General features: G+C 51.5%; 14 protein-coding genes. 6 read left to right on the plus strand and 8 right to left on the minus strand.

Annotated elements, in window-relative coordinates:
* Positions 1-4: 4 nt before the first annotated feature.
* Genes SH580_RS00485 through SH580_RS00495 form a run of 3 tightly spaced genes read right to left on the minus strand, consistent with a single transcriptional unit; the run spans position 5 to position 3,088 of the window.
* Entirely contained in the window at positions 5-781 is a 777-nt protein-coding gene (locus tag SH580_RS00485) for a sugar phosphate isomerase/epimerase family protein (RefSeq protein ID WP_319833040.1), read from the minus strand.
* A gap of 24 nt (positions 782-805) precedes the next feature.
* Positions 806-1,882, minus strand: coding sequence for a Gfo/Idh/MocA family protein (locus SH580_RS00490; RefSeq protein ID WP_319833041.1), 1,077 nt, complete (start codon positions 1,880-1,882; stop codon positions 806-808).
* Between the two features lie 51 nt (positions 1,883-1,933).
* Positions 1,934-3,088: a Gfo/Idh/MocA family protein gene (locus SH580_RS00495; RefSeq protein ID WP_319833042.1), complete on the minus strand. Its 1,155-nt coding sequence runs from the start codon at positions 3,086-3,088 to the stop codon at positions 1,934-1,936.
* A gap of 73 nt (positions 3,089-3,161) precedes the next feature.
* On the opposite strand from SH580_RS00495, the gene SH580_RS00500 reads away from it, so the two are divergent.
* Positions 3,162-3,965, plus strand: a complete 804-nt coding sequence (locus SH580_RS00500) for a helix-turn-helix domain-containing protein (protein ID WP_319833043.1) — start codon at positions 3,162-3,164, stop codon at positions 3,963-3,965.
* A 38-nt stretch (positions 3,966-4,003) separates the two neighbouring features.
* On the opposite strand, the gene SH580_RS00505 is transcribed toward SH580_RS00500, so the two are convergent.
* Positions 4,004-5,374 (minus strand): vWA domain-containing protein, encoded by a 1,371-nt coding sequence (locus SH580_RS00505; protein WP_319833044.1) that lies wholly within the window; start codon positions 5,372-5,374, stop codon positions 4,004-4,006.
* Positions 5,375-5,579: 205 nt separating this feature from the next.
* Entirely contained in the window at positions 5,580-6,314 is a 735-nt protein-coding gene (locus SH580_RS00510; protein ID WP_319833045.1) for a hypothetical protein, read from the minus strand.
* Between the two features lie 280 nt (positions 6,315-6,594).
* Between SH580_RS00510 and SH580_RS00515 the strand changes: the two genes are divergently transcribed.
* The 3 genes from SH580_RS00515 (at position 6,595) to SH580_RS00525 (ending at position 12,748) form a co-directional block, all read left to right on the plus strand.
* Positions 6,595-10,290, plus strand: coding sequence for a glycoside hydrolase family 9 protein (locus tag SH580_RS00515; RefSeq protein ID WP_319833046.1), 3,696 nt, complete (start codon positions 6,595-6,597; stop codon positions 10,288-10,290).
* Positions 10,291-10,494: 204 nt separating this feature from the next.
* Positions 10,495-11,469 carry an arsenosugar biosynthesis radical SAM (seleno)protein ArsS gene (gene arsS, locus SH580_RS00520; RefSeq protein WP_319833047.1) on the plus strand — a complete coding sequence of 325 codons (975 nt, stop codon included), beginning with the start codon at positions 10,495-10,497 and terminating at the stop codon, positions 11,467-11,469.
* Between the two features lie 91 nt (positions 11,470-11,560).
* Entirely contained in the window at positions 11,561-12,748 is a 1,188-nt protein-coding gene (locus SH580_RS00525; protein ID WP_319833048.1) for a DUF2851 family protein, read from the plus strand.
* Here the strand turns inward: SH580_RS00525 and SH580_RS00530 are convergent.
* The 3 genes from SH580_RS00530 to SH580_RS00540 form a co-directional block, all read right to left on the minus strand.
* Positions 12,745-13,830: a L,D-transpeptidase family protein gene (locus SH580_RS00530; protein ID WP_319833049.1), complete on the minus strand. Its 1,086-nt coding sequence runs from the start codon at positions 13,828-13,830 to the stop codon at positions 12,745-12,747. The two genes, SH580_RS00525 and SH580_RS00530, sit on opposite strands and share 4 nt — an antisense overlap.
* 93 nt (positions 13,831-13,923) lie before the next feature.
* The gene (locus SH580_RS00535) at positions 13,924-15,282 is read right to left on the minus strand and encodes an MBL fold metallo-hydrolase (RefSeq protein ID WP_319833050.1); all 1,359 of its coding nucleotides are present in this window, start codon (positions 15,280-15,282) and stop codon (positions 13,924-13,926) included.
* Positions 15,279-15,707, minus strand: coding sequence for a Co(2+)/Mg(2+) efflux protein ApaG (locus SH580_RS00540; protein WP_319833051.1), 429 nt, complete (start codon positions 15,705-15,707; stop codon positions 15,279-15,281). Before SH580_RS00540 ends, SH580_RS00535 begins: the two co-directional genes overlap by 4 nt.
* A gap of 120 nt (positions 15,708-15,827) precedes the next feature.
* On the opposite strand from SH580_RS00540, the gene SH580_RS00545 reads away from it, so the two are divergent.
* Entirely contained in the window at positions 15,828-16,778 is a 951-nt protein-coding gene (locus SH580_RS00545) for a cation diffusion facilitator family transporter (RefSeq protein WP_319833052.1), read from the plus strand.
* Positions 16,779-16,865: 87 nt separating this feature from the next.
* A complete protein-coding gene (locus tag SH580_RS00550; protein ID WP_319833053.1) occupies positions 16,866-18,779 on the plus strand; it encodes an amidophosphoribosyltransferase in 1,914 nt (637 codons plus the stop codon).
* Positions 18,780-18,782 lie beyond the last annotated feature (3 nt).

The following is an 18,782-nucleotide window of genomic DNA, read 5'->3' on the forward strand; positions in this document are numbered from 1 at the left end:
CCATTCAGGATACCAAGTTCGCTTTAATGTAATCGAAGCTCAACTTGAGTGAATCAAAAGGATCGCCCGGGCAGGTGTCTTGTTCGACAATGTACCATTCACAGCCGGATTCTTCCGCAGCTGCGATGATGGACTTGAAGTCAAGGTTGCCATAACCGATCTCGTGCATGATGGGCTCGTTGCCTTTACGCACACCCACATCTTTGAGGTGAAGTAGAGGCATGCGTCCTTGCAGTAGTTTGCACCAATCTACTGGATTATAGCCGCCGAGTTGCACCCAGTAGGTGTCTGGCTCGAAAAGCAGGTTTTCGGGGGAGGTTTGCTCGATCAGGTGCTGGAGAGCTGGCTTACCATCCCATTTATAGAATTCGTTGGCGTGATTGTGATAAGTCAGTACCAGGCCTGCTTCACGTAGCACGGAACCCGCGTGGTCAAGTTGCTGAATCAATTTTTCGCGTGACTGTGCATTGGAGAAGTCAACGTCACTGGGAAATGGATACGCAGTATATTTTGTGCCTAGCTGCTGGAGACGTTCAACCACCTTCTCCGGTTCGTTCAGAATCATGAGGCTGGGCTCGTGTGTCGCGCAAATGGTGAGTCCATTTTCCGCGCAGACCGCGGCTATCTCTGTGGCTGGCATCACATCGTGGGGCATGCCTGAAATCTGCACTGCCTGATAGCCAATCTCGGCGATTTTCTGCATGCTCTGCCGGAAGTCATCCGGAGTCTGGATGAAGTCTCGAATGGTGTATGTAATGAGAGCGACTTGTTCGATTTTCATAAGAGTATAAAGTTTTTGAGATATTTAGCGTGCTTGATCGGCAAGGGCTTGGGCTTGTAGGGAGAGACGCGATGCCGCGAAGGCATGTTCTTGAGTCATCGCGTTTTCAGTGCGGTTGAGACAATCAAGGATCAGCTGACCGAAGAAAGGAAAGCCCACTTGGCCCTTAACCTTTAATACTTGTTCGCCTTCATGATTCGCCAGGATGATGGTGTCGGAGTCGTTGCTTCGCCCGAAATCGAAGTATTTACGAATCTCTATCGTGCCTTTGGTGCCTGTGATAAAGCTGCGGCCATCGCCCCAGCCACGCATGCCGTCGGGGGTAAACCAGTTGACGCGTGAGAAACATTGGACGCCGTTTTCCAGAATCATAACAGCTTGACCGACGTCTTCGAGACCCGGTTTGTCTGGATTGGCGCGATTGTCGACGGCGGCGTGAGCGATGGTGCCTTGGCTGCAACGTGTATAATGCAGGAATTGATCGAATTGGTGCGATGCGATATCGGTGAGGATGCCCCCATATTGCTCTTTATCGAAGAACCAGTCCGGACGTCCCGCTTTACCTAAACGGTGTGGCCCAAAGATCTCCATATGCACGATGTCGCCGATGACGCCGTCTTGGATTAGTTGGTCGACGTACCATGCGGACTCTACGTGGACACGTTCAGAGTAGTAAACCATGTATTTTTGTCCTGTCGCTGCGACCACATTTTCCGCTTCTTGCAATTGCTCCAGACTCGTCAACGGACATTTGTCGGTGAAGTAATCCTTGCCTGCTTGCATCACTTGGCAACCGATGGGCCCGCGTCGATTCGGGATCGCAGCCGCGGCGACCATTTGAACGTCGGAGGCCAGCACCTCTTCGAAACTTTGTGCGATCGCGACGCCCGGAAATTTTTCTTTCAGGGCTGCAAGCCGCTCGGCGTTAGGGTCAAAAATCATTGCGAGCTCTGCACCGGCTTCCCTTAGGCCATTGATCATTCCGTATAGATGACCATGATCGAAGAAAGCAGCTGCAAATTTGAACTGACCTGGTTCGACGACTGGCTGCGGTTTAGCGGCTGTCGGTGCGTAGTTCATTCCGTCGTTAGCGTTTGTCATAAGAGTGTATTTTGCTGAGTGGGGGATTGGAGGGGGGGAGTGTTTTGTCGTTTACCAAGTGAGGTCCTCGACTTTGCCGGTTTTAACTTCAGGTTTCACATAGGTGGATTGCTCAATTTTAGTTTGCAGCACGCTGGCGTATGCGGCGCCATCCAATGGTAATTCGACGGGACGGTTTTCGAAGGCAGAAAAGAGCATTGCATTTGCTAGTTCGACAGAGTGAATGCCTTCGCCGGCAGGAGCAATGAGTGTTTCGCCTGTTAAAATCGCATTGGTGAAGTTTTTGAGAATTCCATTGTGCTGTTCCCCATTCCCATCGGGAAGCGGTACTTCGATGTTCCAAACAGGAGGCTTTTCGAAACCAGTATTTGCGGTTTTGCTGTGCTCGCTGACCAGTTGCTCTGTGCGTGTAAAGTTGAGTTTGCCCTTTTCAACGACGATCTTACCGCGTTCACATGCGACCTCGAGCCGGTTGGTGCCAGGCGCCTCTCCGGTGGTGGTGATGAAGACTCCAGTTGCACCGTTGGGGTATTCTAACATGGCAGTGACGGCGTCTTCGACTTCAATATTATGGAAACGACCAAATTGGCAATTGGCTGTGATCTTGGAGGGCATGCCGAAAATCCACTGTAGCAAGTCCAGATTATGAGGGCATTGGTTGAGCAAGACACCGCCACCTTCACCGCCCCATGTGGCACGCCATCCGCCGGATGCGTAATAGTTTTCGGTGCGGTACCAGTCGGTGATGATCCAGTTGATGCGTTGTATCGCCCCGAGTTCACCGGATTCGATGAGTGACTTGACCTTGCGGTAGGCGGGGTCGGTGCGTTGATTAAACATGGCACTAAAGACCAGGTTTTCATCCTTCCAAGCGGCGATTAGGCGCTCGCAATCTTCCTTATGCACGGAAATCGGCTTCTCCACCAGAGTGTGGAGGCCCGCTTCTAGCGAGGCGATTCCAAGGGTGGTATGTGAGTAGTGTGGGGTGGCAATCAGCACGGCATCGACTGTGCCGGACTGGATCAAGTCAATGCCTTCATTGAAGTGTGTGACTTCCTGAAATTTCTCCAGGCGTTCCGGCATCTGATCTGCAATTGCAGCGAGTTCCAAATTCGGGATTTTCCCTGCGAGGATACTCTTTGCATGGATCGTGCCCATGTTTCCCATACCAATGATTCCGAGGCGAACAGTCTTGTTTGTAGTCATGCCGTATAATACTAATTGGCGATCCATTTTTCAATGGACTCATGAAGCAAATATTTGCACTATTGAAACATCTATGGAATTCCCCGATTTACATGATCGATCAATTGGCATTGTTTCGTTGCCCTTTGTTTATGAGACCGAAGATGGGTGGAGTTGGCAGGCGAATTCGGAGGGTTATTGGAACATTTGGATTTGCCTTGAAGGGAATGCGATCGTTGAGTGTGACGGTATTGAGTATGCTGTGCAGCCGTGGACGGCCTTTCTTTTCAGTGATGATTCGAAGATTGTAGGGCATTCGAGGGCCGATACCAAGCGGATGCGTAACTTCGGCATGCATATCAGCCTCGGGGCAAAGAATGCTCAATTGCTGAGAGGGCGTTTGCTTGGGATACAGTTGCACGAAGTGGATGTTGTGAATAGCTGTATTAATTCAGCGATACGTCTCTCGACTTATCGTGATACATTTGCGGAATTGCAATTACAGGCTCTAACGGTGAATATGCTGGGGCTATTATGGCGCGAGTCGATTCAGCCGGTTCAGACAGATGCAGCATGGTTGATCTATCGCCAATTGGACCGAATACACTCTGGGCAAGATATGTTTCGCACAGTTGAGGAGCTTGCTGCGGAGGCGAATCTATCACGTATTCACTACGGGCGTTGTTTCCGGGAGTTGACCAATGAGTCGCCAAATCGCTATTTGATTTTGAAGCGAGTGGAGCGGGCTTGTGTGTTGTTAGCGCAAACGGATTGGGCTGTGGATGCGGTGGCACAATCGATCGGCTATAACGACATCTACTTTTTTAGTCGGCAATTCCGTAAAGTGATGGGCTGTACGCCTACCCAATACCGTGAGCACAGGTGTCAGGCTGACTAGTATATGCGCGCTCTGACTCGCTCATTTGAGTCAGAGGATCACTTATTGGTGGTCGCGCTGGCGCTGGCGGCACTCTTGATTTCGTTCAAGCCGCGAATGATTCGGTATTTGCCATCGAAGAAGCGAGTGTAGTCTTTGAGAGCGTCTTCTTTATCTTTGGAGAATTTTTCGTCGCCGGCTAGGAATAATACGACGTTGATGGATGGGGGAGTGCTACCTTGGTCATCGTATAAAACTTTGGTTAGTTCGCGGAAGTAGCGCCGGATTTTGTCTCCATCGATGTGGTAGACTGGTTGTCGTCCGGGGTGTCTGTTTTCCATCCTAATCTTCATGTGGCCGACAATATCGCCGCCGTCCAGGATACGCGGTGGTAGGCCTTTCTTTTTTCTTTCAGCATTCTCTTTGGCTAGAGCTTCCTGAGCCTTTTTTACAGCTTGTGGACGCTCTTCCTTATACTTAGCTAGAGCTTTTTGGTAGCCTGCCTTCGAAGTGTGACGTGCCCATTCCTCGTTCTCGCGTTGTGTGGGCGAACGGCGTATACTTTGGAATCCGGTGTGGCGCCCTGTGATGATGAAAATTGCATCGATGGACTGCTCTAGAAATACTTGTGCGAGATAAGCGTTCTCATTGCCAGAGTGCCATTGGTGGCGGGGAATTTGATCTTGGATCAAATTATCTTCCGGAAATGTCGTCAATTTTTGACTTTTGGCACCGGGGAGTCCCAATTTGTTAAAATCCGCATTGATGGGAGCGATCCATGTAATGAGTTCCTGAGTGACTTCGTCACCTGCGGGGACTGGGCGTGGCTTGAAAAACTTTAGTTTACCATCATTAAAGAAAACGACATTAAACAGGGTGCCAGTGGATAAGTTACTGACCATAGTGGAGATTTCATCTTTGATGACCCGATAGCTATTGAGGCCGCCCTTGGCATCCGTGAGCATGGTCTTACTGGCATCGATTGCGAAGAGGATTCTTTCGGCGCGAGTTTTGAGTCCGAAGATGCTGACGTCTGACATGCCAATGCCAATGGAGCCACGGGTGCCGCCAAGCAGGGAGCCACCGCCGAGGCTACCTAGACCGGCACTGACAGTGAAAGATTCTTCCATCGAGGGGAGGTCGACGTCAATGTTGGCTACCGAGATATTGCCCACCTGCTTCATCCGCAGTTTATTGAGCGGTTGATTTTGAGGCGCTGCTTGTTGTTTGATCTCTACTTTAACCTCTTTGGGAGGTTCGACTTGTTCCACGACTGCTGGTTCTTCGAACTGTGCTTCATCGGGAATTATGTATTTATACACTGTAATAGAGCCTAGAATAAAGAGTGCGACCGCATGAACCCCACCGCTGATGAGCAGCACGTTCAGCAGCATTGGGTTCATTTTACGTTTTTTAGGCTTAGAAATCATGTGGGATCTTACAGGTTGAGCGAAATAGATAGAAATTTCGCGTGTATTTTGCCTAACCCAAGTGAGAAAGCACGGTTTGGCCAGCGTTTCTTTTTCTGTAAATAAAAAAGAGCCGTTGCTGGCGTGTGCAAGGCACGGTGCTAGAGAGCCTTCGTCCTGATCTGGACGAAGGGGACACGCATAAATCCGCGGCTGTTGCAGTGAATTAGCGCTCTAGGGAGACCTTAAATTCTTGTAGGTAAAGAATTTTGGGCTGTTTCGAACGTTTTGTCGTATCGATCGCGACTAGCGAGATGAAGTTCTCGTCGAGTTCCACTGTCTGATCATCCAGGATGAGCATGTCGTCGATTGTGATAGAGGCTGTATTGTCTGGACGTAAATCGATCACAACTCGACTGCCTTCGTCGATTGTAGTGGGTAGATTGCCCGAAGTGTCTTTGTCGTCGACGCTAAAGCTGCAAGAGGTGTCCCCATAAATGAGAGAGAGAGCGTAATCGCCTTCATAGTCTTTGCGGGATCGTGCGCTGGCACCAAATCTAAAGCGGCAGAGTACGCCAGGAGTTGATTTCCCAAATGTGTAGCTAAAGCGGAGCGTTCTTCCGTTTGTTGCAACGTTGGCCCAGTCACCATTGTAGCTCAACCAGAGCTTTGAGGTTTCGTCAGAATCAGGGCGGTCCCATTCTCCTGTTTTGAGTGCGATCTTAAGTGCGCCGTTCTGATTTTGAAGAACGCTTCGCCATTCGTTTTGCTGATGGCTGACACTGCTAGTAAAATCGCTGGGTTCTAAATTGCTGTTGAAGCGTTTCAGTTGAAAGCTGTTCTCTTCTACTTTGTGAGGCTTGATACCTGGTATGCTCATTTCGCTGGCATGTGCACTTGTGACAATCAGGTTGAGGCACAGCAGAAGAAAGCAGGCGAGCTTAGGGGTGTGGCGTTTCATATTTGCGAGATATAGCATGTTTGAATTACAATTTATAGTTCAATTTTGGATACTATCTTTAGATGGGGGATCCTTGATTCGTCAACTAGTATACATCCGAAGTCGAATTTGAAGAACAATTTTACTTCGTTTTATGGAGCGATGAGTTGGTTTTACTGTTATTAGGATACGTTATTTGTGGAATTAATTACGCATTTCTTATATTTTTTTTACCATGTTCAGTGTCGTCATTTTTAGTCGATAAACATAATCATATTTAACCCTAGCACTGGGGCTATTTATGATGAATTACATTCCCTCTCTACTGCGTCGTTTTTTCTCAAAATCATCAATTTCGACCGGAATCGTGTTTTCTGGTATCTTACTGACATCTTGTATGCAGGCAGATGAGCTTCTTTTGTGGAATGGGGAGATCGCATCAGAGATCGATGAGGCACATTTGGTTTACGGTGCCGCGGCCGCGGCAGAGGCACCTGAGACGGGATGGTATTTCAAAGGGACTCCGGATCTTTGGCACGCGCCGGGGATTCAACTACAGGATGAAGTTTGGAGAGTGGACCTCTCTGAGTTTGATGAGATACGTTTTTGGGTGCGTACGTCGGTCGCTGGGTATTCGCATGGGTTTTCAGTGCATGGTTGGCATATGGGCGGTAGTGTGACGGTGCCGATTGAGGACTATGTCGCTGGGGGTGTGTTGGATACCGAGTGGCGTGAAGCGGTGATTCCCACTGCAGATTTGATGGCTAATGGCTGTTCACTCGGCTCTGTGGAGTATTTGTATTTTGGTACCAGCGAGTCGAACCACACTATAGATATTGATGAAGTGTGGGCGGTAACTTCGGATGCGTCGGGAGCTGGGGATGCCTTGAGTCTAATCGGTGAAGTGTTGTGGGATGGATCACGGGCCGGCGAAACCGACCTCGCTCATGTGAAGTATGGAATTACAGTCGCGGATAGCAGTCTGGCAAGTGGCTGGTATTTTGAAGGTTCTCCCGATCCCTGGCATTCGCCCGGCATTGAATTGCAAGGCGATTATTGGCGGACGGATTTATCGAATGCGGAGGAGATACGATTTTGGGTGCGCTCCTCATTGGCCGGTGTGGAGCATAGCTTCTCGGCCTATGGCTGGCATATGGGGGGCAGCGCTTCGGTGCCGATTGCCAATTATGTGAGTGGGGGAGTGATCGGCACTGAGTGGACTGAAGCCGTGGTGCCAGTTGCAGATTTAAAGGCCAATGGTTGTTTACTGGATGCGGTAGAATATTTGTATCTTGGCAAAGGAGCGTCCGACCACACCATCGAGATCGCGAATGTGCGTGTGGTGGAAGCAGGTTGGGTGCCGCCAGTGGATGACGGTGGTTCCGACAATGGTGGTTCCACTGAACCGCCCGTCCCCTATACTTCGGAGGCTTGGTTGCAAGATTTGGAAGGGAATGCGCCGATTGAGCGTCCTCTTTTCAGTGGCGTGGAGCAGTTGTTGGTGCTTTCCAATAAGTGGGTGATTGTGGTGGTGGACCCCTTTGAGGATTTTGTAGCCCAGATGGACCTGTTAACCCAAGGAGACTATTCGGAAACCATGGCTGAGGTCGACGATGCCATCGCACGTGAGCATCAGACGGATGTTTGGGTGCATCGTGCGACTTTAGAACAAATGCGCTGGGAGCACCTGGTCACCGCACGCCAAAACAGCAGCGAGTCACTGATGGCAAATGCGGATTTTTATAGCGTATCCAGTTTGGATGATAGTGCGTATGCGTCCGATTTGGAGCCCAGTCGCGTGACGACGGCTTTGATCTCGAATGATGATGGAGTGAGTGCCGGCTATGATGCGGTGCGTTATGGTATTTATGCCTATATCGAAATGCCTGTAGCGATGGAGGATGGTAAGTCCTATACCATTAGTCTGGATGATGGGAAGTATGTCAGTTTCGTATTCGACGACGATGCCACTGTGGCGCGCAGTATTAAGATCAATCAGGTGGGTTACCAAGAGGGAAAATCAACGAATTATGCGTATGTCGGTGCTTATTTGCAGGAGTTTGGCCCATTGCCACTGGAGCAACTTACGAGCTTCGATGTCGTCGATTCGGGGACTGGTGCGGTCGTATATCAAGGCAGTTTGGCTGATGGCAAGATCACACTACGTGATGATGCTTCACTGATGGATGGCGAGGTGGCTGATGGAGACGATCCACGCCCTTCCATGAACGGTGAGAAACTCTATCAACTTGACTTGAGTGGTCTGAATACCCCGGGAAACTATTACATCCGCGTGCCAGGCGTCGGGCGCTCATGGCCATTCCGCATCAACGATGATGTGTATGGGGAGGCCTTCTATACTGCCATGCGCGGACTTTACCACCAGCGTGCATCCTTTGCATTGGAAGCGCAATACACCGCCTGGACGCGGCCACGCTATCATACGGCACCGATTTACGAGTCTCAAATGTTGCCTTATTGGGCGGACATGACCCGGGCTGTGCTCGATAGCACGCAGAAAGAGGTCGCCTGGCCACGATTCGATATCATTGGGGCCACCACGGTGACCAGCCAAGCCACGACCGAAGTCGATGGTGGTTGGTATGATGCCGCTGATTATGACCGCAATCTGTATCATTACGTTTTGATTTTTGACCTGCTCAAACTCTACGAATTTGCCCCTGCGAAATACACCGACGGGCAACTCAACATACCTGAATCTGGAAATGGCATCCCCGATTTGCTGGACGAGGTTGAATATGGCCTTCGTATTTGGAAGCATAGTCAGCGTGCGGATGGCGGGGTCTCAGGAATGGTGGAAACATGGACGCATCCTGGAATTACCGACCAGACTATGCTGTGGAGCTTTGCTCAGCGCACTCGTTGGTCCAGTTTGATCTATGCTGCCGCGGCGGCTGAGTTGGCCCGTGCTCTGGAGCCCTTTGATGCGGTGCTCGCTCAGACTTATGCGAGCTCTGCACTCGCTGCCTATGCGTTTGGCGTCGATCCAGCAAATACATTGACTAACTTGAGTATCGATGCCGCCAGCAATCGCGGGGCAGGCGATGCTTACTCGCTGACGTTTACCGAGCAAGCGAACTTTAACGATAAGTTTGAGCTCATGGCTCGGGTGCAACTCTATTTGCTGACCGAAGATGTCTACTATCTGGACGGAGTGGAGGCCTTGTATGCAAATTCACCCGCGCCTTACTCCTGGCCCTACACGGACCGCGACTTTTCACCCTGGCTCTATTTCGATCTCGCCTACAATCCACTGGTGACCGCGCAAACCGCTTATGTGTCTGAAGCCACGCAAGCAGACGTTGTCGCTAATTTAATGAGTGCGGCCAATCGCTATGCGGCGATGAATGACAGCATGCCCTATCGGATGTCCTGGCCACGTCACCAGGATTATTGGATGAGCTGGGGAGCGAGTGATATGACCAATCGCGCGAAAGTCATGTTGATCGGAAATCAACTGGCTCCCAATAGCAGCTTGGTGGAGTCATCTGAATTGAACCTCGCATATATGTTGGGTGCCAACCCGATGGGCATGAGCTGGACGACAGGTATCGGATTTGCCTATCCGGTCGCCATTCAGCATGAGAGTAGCATGAATGATGACATTCTCGACCCATATCCGGGAATTACTATCTATGGCAACACCTCCTCGCACGTATTTCCTGAATTGAGGAACCGTGTTTGGAACTATCCGACTGCTAAAGATAGTGGTGGCAAGCCGCTCTTCAACAGCGGGGATGCGACAGACTTTGCGAATTTCTATGAAATGCCGGAGCAATACCCTGTCTTTCGTCGTTGGTCGGCGCATCCATCGCTGAATGTCACTCAAAACGAGTTTACCATCCACGAGACCAATAGTTCGACGATCTTCGTGCTCGGTATGTTGATGGAGGAGGGCTGGATGCCCAGTGAAAGTCTCAAGCAGCGCGGACCGCGCAACGAAGAAGATCTCTTCGGGTATTGGTATCTGCCTTAGTATTCACCCGATGAGCATCCGCCAAATTTGATGTCTCACTGCGTCTTGTTGGCCTTTCTGTTTTCTGAACTCTGACTTCTGAATTAAGGTTCATTCGCACTTTTCTCTTTCTATTTGCGTCGCATGAGAAAGGCGAGGATACCATGGTATGACTTTCCTGTGAAGTGTGTGGAATAAATCGCTGCGCTTTGCATTCGTAGTTCTATGTCCAGCATTACACAGTCCATTCCAGATTTTCAAGAGACGCTTGCAGCTAATCGGCTCAAGCTGACTCGTCAGGCACCACGTGTTCTACAGATTAATACTGGTAAAATGTGTAATTTGACCTGCGTGCATTGTCACGTCAATGCGGGGCCGCACCGTAAGGAGATCATGAGCTTGGATACGGTCGAGCGCATTCTGGATTGGTTACAGCATACTGAGATTGAAATCATCGATTTGACTGGAGGCACGCCTGAGATGATGCCGCACTTTCGCTATTTAGTGGAGCGCCTACGCGGTATGGGGCGTGAGGTGATGGATCGTTGCAACTTAACGATTCTCAATGAGCCGGGCTATGAATGGGTGGCTGATTTCCATGCAAAGCATGGGGTGCATATCGTGGCATCGATGCCGTGTTATTGTCCGGATAATGTCAATGCACAGCGAGGTGATGGCGTGTTTGATTCCAGCATTCAAGCCTTGCAAACATTGAACGCACTCGGTTATGGCTCCGATCCCAATTTGATTTTGGACTTAGTGTTTAATCCAGTTGGGGCGAGTTTGCCACCGGAGCAAGCGGACTTGGAAGCTGATTATAAACGTGAGTTAAAGACCCACTTCGGCATAGTTTTCGATCAGCTCTATGCGATTACCAATATGCCGATCGCACGGTTTACGTCCTATTTGAAACGACAGGGTCGCTATCAAGAATATATGCAATTGCTGTTGGATCATTTCAATCCTGCTTCGATCGATGGACTGATGTGTCGTGACACCATTAGCGTGGGGTGGCAGGGGGAGCTGTATGATTGTGATTTTAATCAGCAACTGGGGATGCGACATGGTGATTTGGCCGTTCCAGAGCGTGTCTGGGAGCTGGATCTCTGTGATTGGCAGGGGCGGCCGATTCAAATGGGGCAGCACTGTTATGGTTGCACCGCAGGTCAGGGCTCCAGTTGTGGCGGTGCTACGGTGTGAGTGCGCGATTGATGAAGTTTGAAGGGGTTGTGATGCGATTGGCAGGATAGACGAGTTGACCTGTTGCTTTGGGTTGTGTAAGTTGTCGTTTGTGTTGAAAAACGAAGTGCAGGAAATTCAGGGACTTTATGGGCCGTTTAGTCTTTCGGAGCGGGTCTTGCAAAAGATTTGGTTGCGAGGTGATTTTGATGCCCATGGCTTGAGAACAGTGTCGGGGAAGTCTTTGCGGGTGATCGATCCCGGGCGCTGGAACTTGCTCGAAGGGCCAGACTTTTTGGAGGCGCAACTGGAGCTGGACGGCGAATTGATTGTCGGCGATGTTGAGGTGCATTTTCACGCGTCGGACTGGCAGCTACATGCGCATGATTCGAATCCAAATTTTAACGATGTGCGTCTGCATGTGGTGCTGTATGCCGATGAGTCACCAGTTCAGGTGACGACGAACTTGGGCAGGCAACCAGAGTTAATGTATTTATTGCCGTTGTTGGAGCGCGATCTGGAAGATTTTGCGGTGGATGATGCGCTGCTGGAATTAGAACAGGTGGAAGATACCGAGTGGATGTTAAAGTTTATGCAGCAATCGCTGGAGCGGCGGCGTGAGATCCTGAATGCGGGTGCTGAGGCGCGTTGGTCACGCAAGTTGGGCTTTGCGGAGAAGCGCTTGGCCGGGGCCAGTTGGGCCGAGGTGTGTCATCAGTATTGTTTAGAGGTGTTGGGCTATGCGCGTAATCGTGCGCCGATGTCACGCTTGGCGCTGAGTCATTCGATCGAGGATTTTGCGACCGGTCGAGTCGAGGCAGAGGGACTTTTTGAAGAAGAGCGTGACTGCTGGCGCCTCAGTGGTCTGCGTCCGGCGAATCATCCGAAGCATCGCTTGGCGCAGTATGTGGGGATTTGCCAAGCACAGCCAGACTGGCCGGAAGGCTTACGACAGGTCTTGGGCACCTGCACGACGAGTGATGGCGACTGCTCGGGCTTGGCTTTTCGCAAAGCGCAAAATGTGCCGCGTTTGGTTGCGCGGATCTCGGATGAAGTGTTTTCTGATACGATCAGTGCGAAGCGGCTGAATACTTTGATTTGTGATGCCTTGCTACCGCTGGCGCATGCGGCAGGCGTAGCGGATCTGGCAGCTTATTGGATGCATTGGCCTGCGGGCGATGCGCCGGATGCCTTATATCGATTTTTAAAACAGGCACAAGTGATCGACCGTGCACAACCCTTTTCTAATGGGCAACTGCAAGGTGGTTTGCATTGGTTGATCCGCCGCGCTTATGATTAGGGATCAACGTGTACGGTGGTGCCGACTTCGACCAAGCCGATGAGTGTCTGTGCGTTCCAGTTGGCCAGTCGGAAGCAGCCGCTGGATTCGGTGCGTCCCACCTTTTCCGGTTCGGGAGTGCCATGGATGCCGTAGCTGGGCAGGTTGAGGCCGATCCAAATGCTGCCGACCGGGTTGTTGGGGCCGGGTTGTATGACAAACTTTTGACTGATGCCCTCACGCGCGGCCGCGCTGCTGAGGATCGCAGGATTGAAGGTGTAATTGGGGTTTTCGACACGGACTTCGACGCGTAGGGCGCCACTGGGACGTTTGTCCACGCGTCGCGCGATACTGACGGGGCAATGAAAGACAATGCGACCGTGAGGACTGATGGCTTGTAGCGTGCGGGCGGACAGTGAGATTTGTAGATGGCTGACCGGGTGATGCAGTCGCACTGGGGGCATATGCGGAACCACGACCACTTGCCCCGGTTGTAAGCTATTGAAATCGAGCTCAGGGTTGAGTTGTTGAATGAGGTCGGGATCACTCATACAGGTTTCTGCCAGCATTTCCAAGATCGAGTGGTAGGCCATGCGGGTACGATTGCCGCGTTCTCGCCAGCTGACGGGGGGCGGGTCGATGGCGGCGAAGTCGGATGCTGTGAGTGTGACTCTTGCATAAATGGGCTCTGTGATTTTGAGTGTCGCCTGTGTCGCGTGGTCAAACTCGCCACTCGGGTGGAGCTGGTGGGCCAATTGATAGGCACTGAGAGCTTGGCGTGTTTGCGTGCCGATGGAGCCATCAATGGAGCCAGGGGAGAAGCCAGGGCGGGCCAATGCCATTTGCAGCTCCAGCGTATTGACGATGGGGCGGCCAACTGGCTGCTCGGGGCTGTGGTGCACCGTCTTGGTTGGTGCGAGCTTTGTCGCTGAAATCTCCTGAGCTTTGGCGGAGCTATCCGGGGCGCTGGCTGCGGGCTCGGCAGGTAGCTGTGTGTGTGCTGCAGTGGATGCGCTGGCTGCTGCAGGCCAGGCGGGTAGCCAGCGATAGGCGGCGTAGCCTAAGATGGCGAGGCAGCTAAGGCTAAGCAGCAGCCGAAGCACAGAGTGTAAGGCGTGGCGAGATGTGCTCAGAGTGATGTTGAGTCGTTGGGGTGCAGGTTCAGTGGCGGTTTCCGTCGCATCGGGCCAGGCGCGCTATATATGATACTCTGTCAGTGGCTCGGGATCCACGATTGTGCTCTCAGGCATACGTGCAGTCAGCTCTTGTGAAAACCAGTCGCGGGCGTTCTGGTCACCGTGGGTGAGCACGATGGCTCTGGCAACGGATTGTTCGGCGTAGGCGAGTAGTTCGCTGCGGTCGGCGTGACCGCTGAGGTCGAACTGGTCGATGCTGGCGCGTATGGGTGCGTTGTAATCCAGTGCATCGAAAAAGAAAGTCGCTTCGTCGCGTGCGGCTAACAATTGGCCGCCGGGCGAGTCGGGGTCGCAGTAGCCGACGAAGCAGAGTCCATTATTAGGATGGGGCAATAATGACGCCGCGACTTTATAAGAGGGCGTGTGCTCGACCATCATGCCGCTGCTGACCAGGTAGATGCCCTTGCGCGGAAGGTCGCGGCCAGGGCGCATGTTTAAGTCAATATTACGTACATCCATGGTTTCCAGCATCTTGATGTCAAAATCGACCAGCTGTGTCTGCTTACGAATTTTATCGAAGTATTCACAGATGGCCATGCCGAGACCGGCTGCATGAATGGGGCTTTGGGGAAGACGGCCTGATTGGCGTGCTTCATAAATGATGCGAAATAGCTCTTGCATGCGGCCGAGAGCAAAGACGGGGATCAGGCAACTACCGCCACGCTCCAGGATCGCAGCAATCTGGTCAATTAGGCGTTCGATTTCCTCATTGCGGCTGTTTTTTAATTCGCGGCCTTGGGCCCCGCGGGTGGTTTCGAGGACCAGCGTGTCGACGGGCCCTGTGGGAAGTTCTGCACCGGGGAGCGTGCGTTGTGCATCGAAGAGTACATCGCCGGAAAATACGACCCGGCGATCTTGGTGGATGAGTTCGACCGCGGCCGCTCCGGCGACGTGTCCGGAGCAGTGTAGGACGACTTCGACCTTGTCTTTGCCCTTGGTGTAGATCTCTCCGCGACCATAGCGTTGGATTGTCAGCTGCTTGGTGAATTGTGCGACATCTCGATGGAGAAAGAGTGGATACTCGGCGATGCCATGCTCTTCGCGCTGACGCTTCATCACGTTGATCGAGTTGCGTAGCATACGCGGTGCCAGTGTGACGTTGGGGGCGGCTGTGATGACGGGAGTCTTAGGATTATGCGCGGTCACGATGGGCATGGAGCCGAGGTGATCGAGGTGGCAATGAGTGAGTACAATCAGATCGAGGTGGAGGTTCTCGATGGGCTCGAAATCGGGCAGGGCATCGTAACCAAGCTTTTTGGGGTGCAAGCCGGAGTCGATCAAAATATTGAAGTCACCCAATTGCACAAACATCGAGTTCGCGCCAATCTCGCCGTGTCGGTTTAGGTCGGTCAACTTCATGATTCGTTGGAAGGCGTTATTTTCATATCAAATTCAGGTATGCGGCAATGAATGGCTCGTCCCTCGCTGTCAACCCCATGGAAGGAGCCCTGAGCGCTGCAGTCGCAATGTGTCATGTGGTAACTGTTATAGCTGAAGCTCTCGCCGGGGGCAAGTGTGGGCTCTTTACCTATAATGCCTTCACCTTCGATCACCTGTTGATGGCCGCTGACCTCGCGCAAAATCCATCTTCGTCCGCGTAAGGAGACTTTGAAGTCGGAGAGATTCGTGATGGTTATAAAATAAATGAAGGCGTGCGGGGCATCGCTGGGCAGTTGCGCGCTGTCGTTGTAGTAAACCAGTCGATCAAGCTTGGCTCGTAGGCCGGGCAGTTCGAGGCTATTGGGAATATTGTTATTCTTTAAATTATCGGAATTATCAGGCATGGGACTGGAGAACGAACACTGCTTTATGTTGGTGTTCGATATACATTGATCCAATGTTAAGAACATCCATTAACTTTCAGGGTAACAAATAAACTGTAATCTCCAAGAGCGAAAATTCTGATGTCAAAACGCAGCTCAGCTACGAAAATCACCTGGATCGGCCTGTTGCTGAATCTGTTGCTCGGCTGTGTCAAAGTCGCTGGCGGCTGGATCTTGCAGTCGAAAGCCTTGTTGGCCGACGGGGCGCATAGTTTACTGGACTTGTTGACCGATGTCGCAGTGCTGGTGGGGCTTTCGCTGGCGAGTAAGCCGGAGGATGCCAATCATCTCTATGGGCATCACAAGTTTGCCAGTTTCGCCAAGTTCTGCGTGGGAGGTATGTTGCTGCTGTTCTCGCTGGGCTTGGTGGTGACGGCCCTATTTGATTATCGTAGTGGCGGTGGCCGAGGGCCGCAGGCAGGGGAAGCCGTGGTGCTGGCCCTGATATCGCTGGTGCTTAAGGAGGCGCTCTTTTGGTGGACTCGTGGGGTGGCGCGGCGCTTGAAGTCCGATCTATTGATGGCCAATGCCTGGCATCACCGCATGGACAGTATTTCCTCGCTGGGTGTGGCGGCGGCCTTGGTGGGCGTCTGGCTGGGGGGCGAAAGCTGGGCCTTTCTCGATGGGGTAGTCACACTGGTGCTTGGTTGCTATTTAATTTTTGAGTCGACGAAGATTTTTCTACGCGCTTGTTCAGATCTCTTGGATGCGGCCCCTGAGCGGGAGATTATTGAAGATTTGCGTGAGCACATTCTGCCGACTCCCGGAGCGGTTGCCTATCATGACTTTAGAGTGCGTCGCGTGGGGGATCTGTATGAGGTCGATCTGCATTTACAGGTCGATCCAGAGATTACAGTCGAGGCGGGACATGCCATTGCGCGGGCGGTTAAGCGCCGATTACTAGAAAAACATCCAGAGGTTTCAAAGGTTTTGGTGCATGTGGAACCCGCGAATAGAGAACATATTATGAATCGTGGTCTCTCAGGTTTGGACGGTTCGGAACATAAAAGCACGCAGGTTTGGGAAATATAGCTTGTCTGTGCATGCGTAACCGAATTGAAACTTAGCCCTCGCCAACCTCTCAACAAGCCACTTTTAGCGACTGTCTTTTTTCCTCTTATGAGCGATTTTTTGAAGCACGAATGCGGGATCGCAATGATCCGCCTTTTGAAGCCTATTTCTTATTACCAAGAGAAATATAACACATCTCTCTACGGTTTTAATCAGCTGTTTTTGTTGATGGAGAAGCAGCACAATCGCGGCCAAGACGGCGCTGGGATTGGCTGTGTGAAGCTCGATGTCGCTCCAGGCCAGCAGTATATGGCTCGTGATCGCACGATTAAGCAAAATTCCTTGGCACGCATTTTTAAGGGACAATTGAAGGCCTATCAAAAAATGGTCGATAAGGGCGTGATTCACCCCGAATTTCCGCAAACGGTAAAAGACAATTTTGATTATGGGGGTGAAATTCTGCTGGGTCACCTACGATATGGCACTTCTGGGGTGTATTCATCGAATAGTTGCCATCCGTATGTGCGCCAGTCGAACTGGCCGACTAAGAATTTGATGTTGGCCGGTAATTTCACCATTACCAATGAAAAGGACCTCAATGCAGATCTGATCAACCGCGGCCAGCATCCGATCTTCGGTACTGATACACAGGCTGTGTTGGAGGAGATCGGTTTCCACCTCGACGAAGCGCATGATGCCATCTACCACAAGATGCGTGATCAAAATGTCGAAGGCACCCAGATTCCGAGCATTATTAGCGAGCAACTGGACCCGATCCGTATCTTAAGAAATGCCGCGTCCAACTGGGATGGTGGCTATGCGATCGCAGGGCTCATTGGTAATGGCGACAGTTTCGTGATGCGTGACCCACAGGGCATCCGCCCCTGCTTCTATTTCCAGAACGACGAAGTCATCGCGTTCGCTTCGGAGCGGGTCGCGTTGATGACGATTTTTGATCAACCGATCGAGAATGTGTGCGAAGTCGAGCCCGGCTGTGCGATCGTGGTTAAAAATGATGGCAAGATTTATAGCGAGCGCTTCACCGAGCCACGCCCGATCACACCTTGTTCCTTCGAGCGCATTTATTTCTCACGCGGCAACGATGCGGATATCTATTCTGAACGTAAAGCCTTGGGGGGCGCGCTATTGGAGCAAGTTGTCAAAGCAATCGATAATAATTTTGCAGACAGCGTGTTTAGCTTTGTTCCCAACACGGCCGAGGTTGCGTATTACGGTTTGCTGGATGCGGTCCGTTTGCATCGCCGTAAAGAAGTGCGCGATGCGCTGTTGGCTGCACAATCGAGTGGTACCTTGGATGCCGCACTGATCGATGAGTTAATCATGGGCAATTGGCCACGAGGCGAGAAAATTGCGCACAAGGACATCAAGCTGCGCACCTTCATTTCGCAAGAAGAAGGACGTGCTAAGCTGGTCTCACACGTTTACGACATCACTTATGGCATCGTTAAAGAGCAGGATTGTCTCGTCTGTATCGACGATTCGATCGTGCGTGGCACGACCCTCAAAGAGTCGATTCTGAAAATTCTAAGTCGTACCAACCCACGCAAGATCGTCGTCGCGTCCACGGCACCGCAGATTCGCTACCCAGACTGCTACGGTATCGATATGTCCGAACTGGGGAAGTTTATCGCGTTCAAGGCGACAGTCGAATTACTAAAAGACGAGGGATGCTCCTATTTACTGCAAGAGGTGTATGTCGATTGCTTGGCTCAGGCCGACAAACCATCCCGCGAAATGGTCAATCACGTGAAACGCATCTATGACCGCTATAGCGACGAACAAATCTCAGCGAAGATCGCAGAACTAGTGTATCCGAAGAATGTGCCTTGGCAGGGGGAGCTTGAAATCGTCTTTTTGCCGGTGGATAAAATGCGCGAAGCACTGCCCAATAACAATGGGGATTGGTATTTTACCGGCGACTATCCGACTCCTGGGGGCACGGCGACCGTGAATAAAGCATTTATTAACTACTTCGAAAACAAATCTGGCCGCGCTTACTAAGGA

Source organism: Coraliomargarita algicola, assembly GCF_033878955.1.
Classification (GTDB): Bacteria; Verrucomicrobiota; Verrucomicrobiia; order Opitutales; family Coraliomargaritaceae; genus Thalassobacterium; species Thalassobacterium algicola.

Excerpts from the sequence above, each read along its gene's own strand:
- SH580_RS00485 (WP_319833040.1), bottom strand. The coding sequence starts at position 781 with ATGAAAATCGAACAAGTCGCTCTCATTACATACACCATTCGAGACTTC.
- SH580_RS00490 (WP_319833041.1), bottom strand. The coding sequence starts at position 1,882 with ATGACAAACGCTAACGACGGAATGAACTACGCACCGACAGCCGCTAAA.
- SH580_RS00495 (WP_319833042.1), bottom strand. The coding sequence starts at position 3,088 with ATGACTACAAACAAGACTGTTCGCCTCGGAATCATTGGTATGGGAAAC.
- SH580_RS00500 (WP_319833043.1), top strand. The coding sequence starts at position 3,162 with ATGGAATTCCCCGATTTACATGATCGATCAATTGGCATTGTTTCGTTG.
- SH580_RS00505 (WP_319833044.1), bottom strand. The coding sequence starts at position 5,374 with ATGATTTCTAAGCCTAAAAAACGTAAAATGAACCCAATGCTGCTGAAC.
- SH580_RS00510 (WP_319833045.1), bottom strand. The coding sequence starts at position 6,314 with ATGAAACGCCACACCCCTAAGCTCGCCTGCTTTCTTCTGCTGTGCCTC.
- SH580_RS00515 (WP_319833046.1), top strand. The coding sequence starts at position 6,595 with ATGATGAATTACATTCCCTCTCTACTGCGTCGTTTTTTCTCAAAATCA.
- arsS (WP_319833047.1), top strand. The coding sequence starts at position 10,495 with ATGTCCAGCATTACACAGTCCATTCCAGATTTTCAAGAGACGCTTGCA.
- SH580_RS00535 (WP_319833050.1), bottom strand. The coding sequence starts at position 15,282 with ATGAAGTTGACCGACCTAAACCGACACGGCGAGATTGGCGCGAACTCG.
- SH580_RS00540 (WP_319833051.1), bottom strand. The coding sequence starts at position 15,707 with ATGCCTGATAATTCCGATAATTTAAAGAATAACAATATTCCCAATAGC.
- SH580_RS00545 (WP_319833052.1), top strand. The coding sequence starts at position 15,828 with ATGTCAAAACGCAGCTCAGCTACGAAAATCACCTGGATCGGCCTGTTG.
- SH580_RS00550 (WP_319833053.1), top strand. The coding sequence starts at position 16,866 with ATGAGCGATTTTTTGAAGCACGAATGCGGGATCGCAATGATCCGCCTT.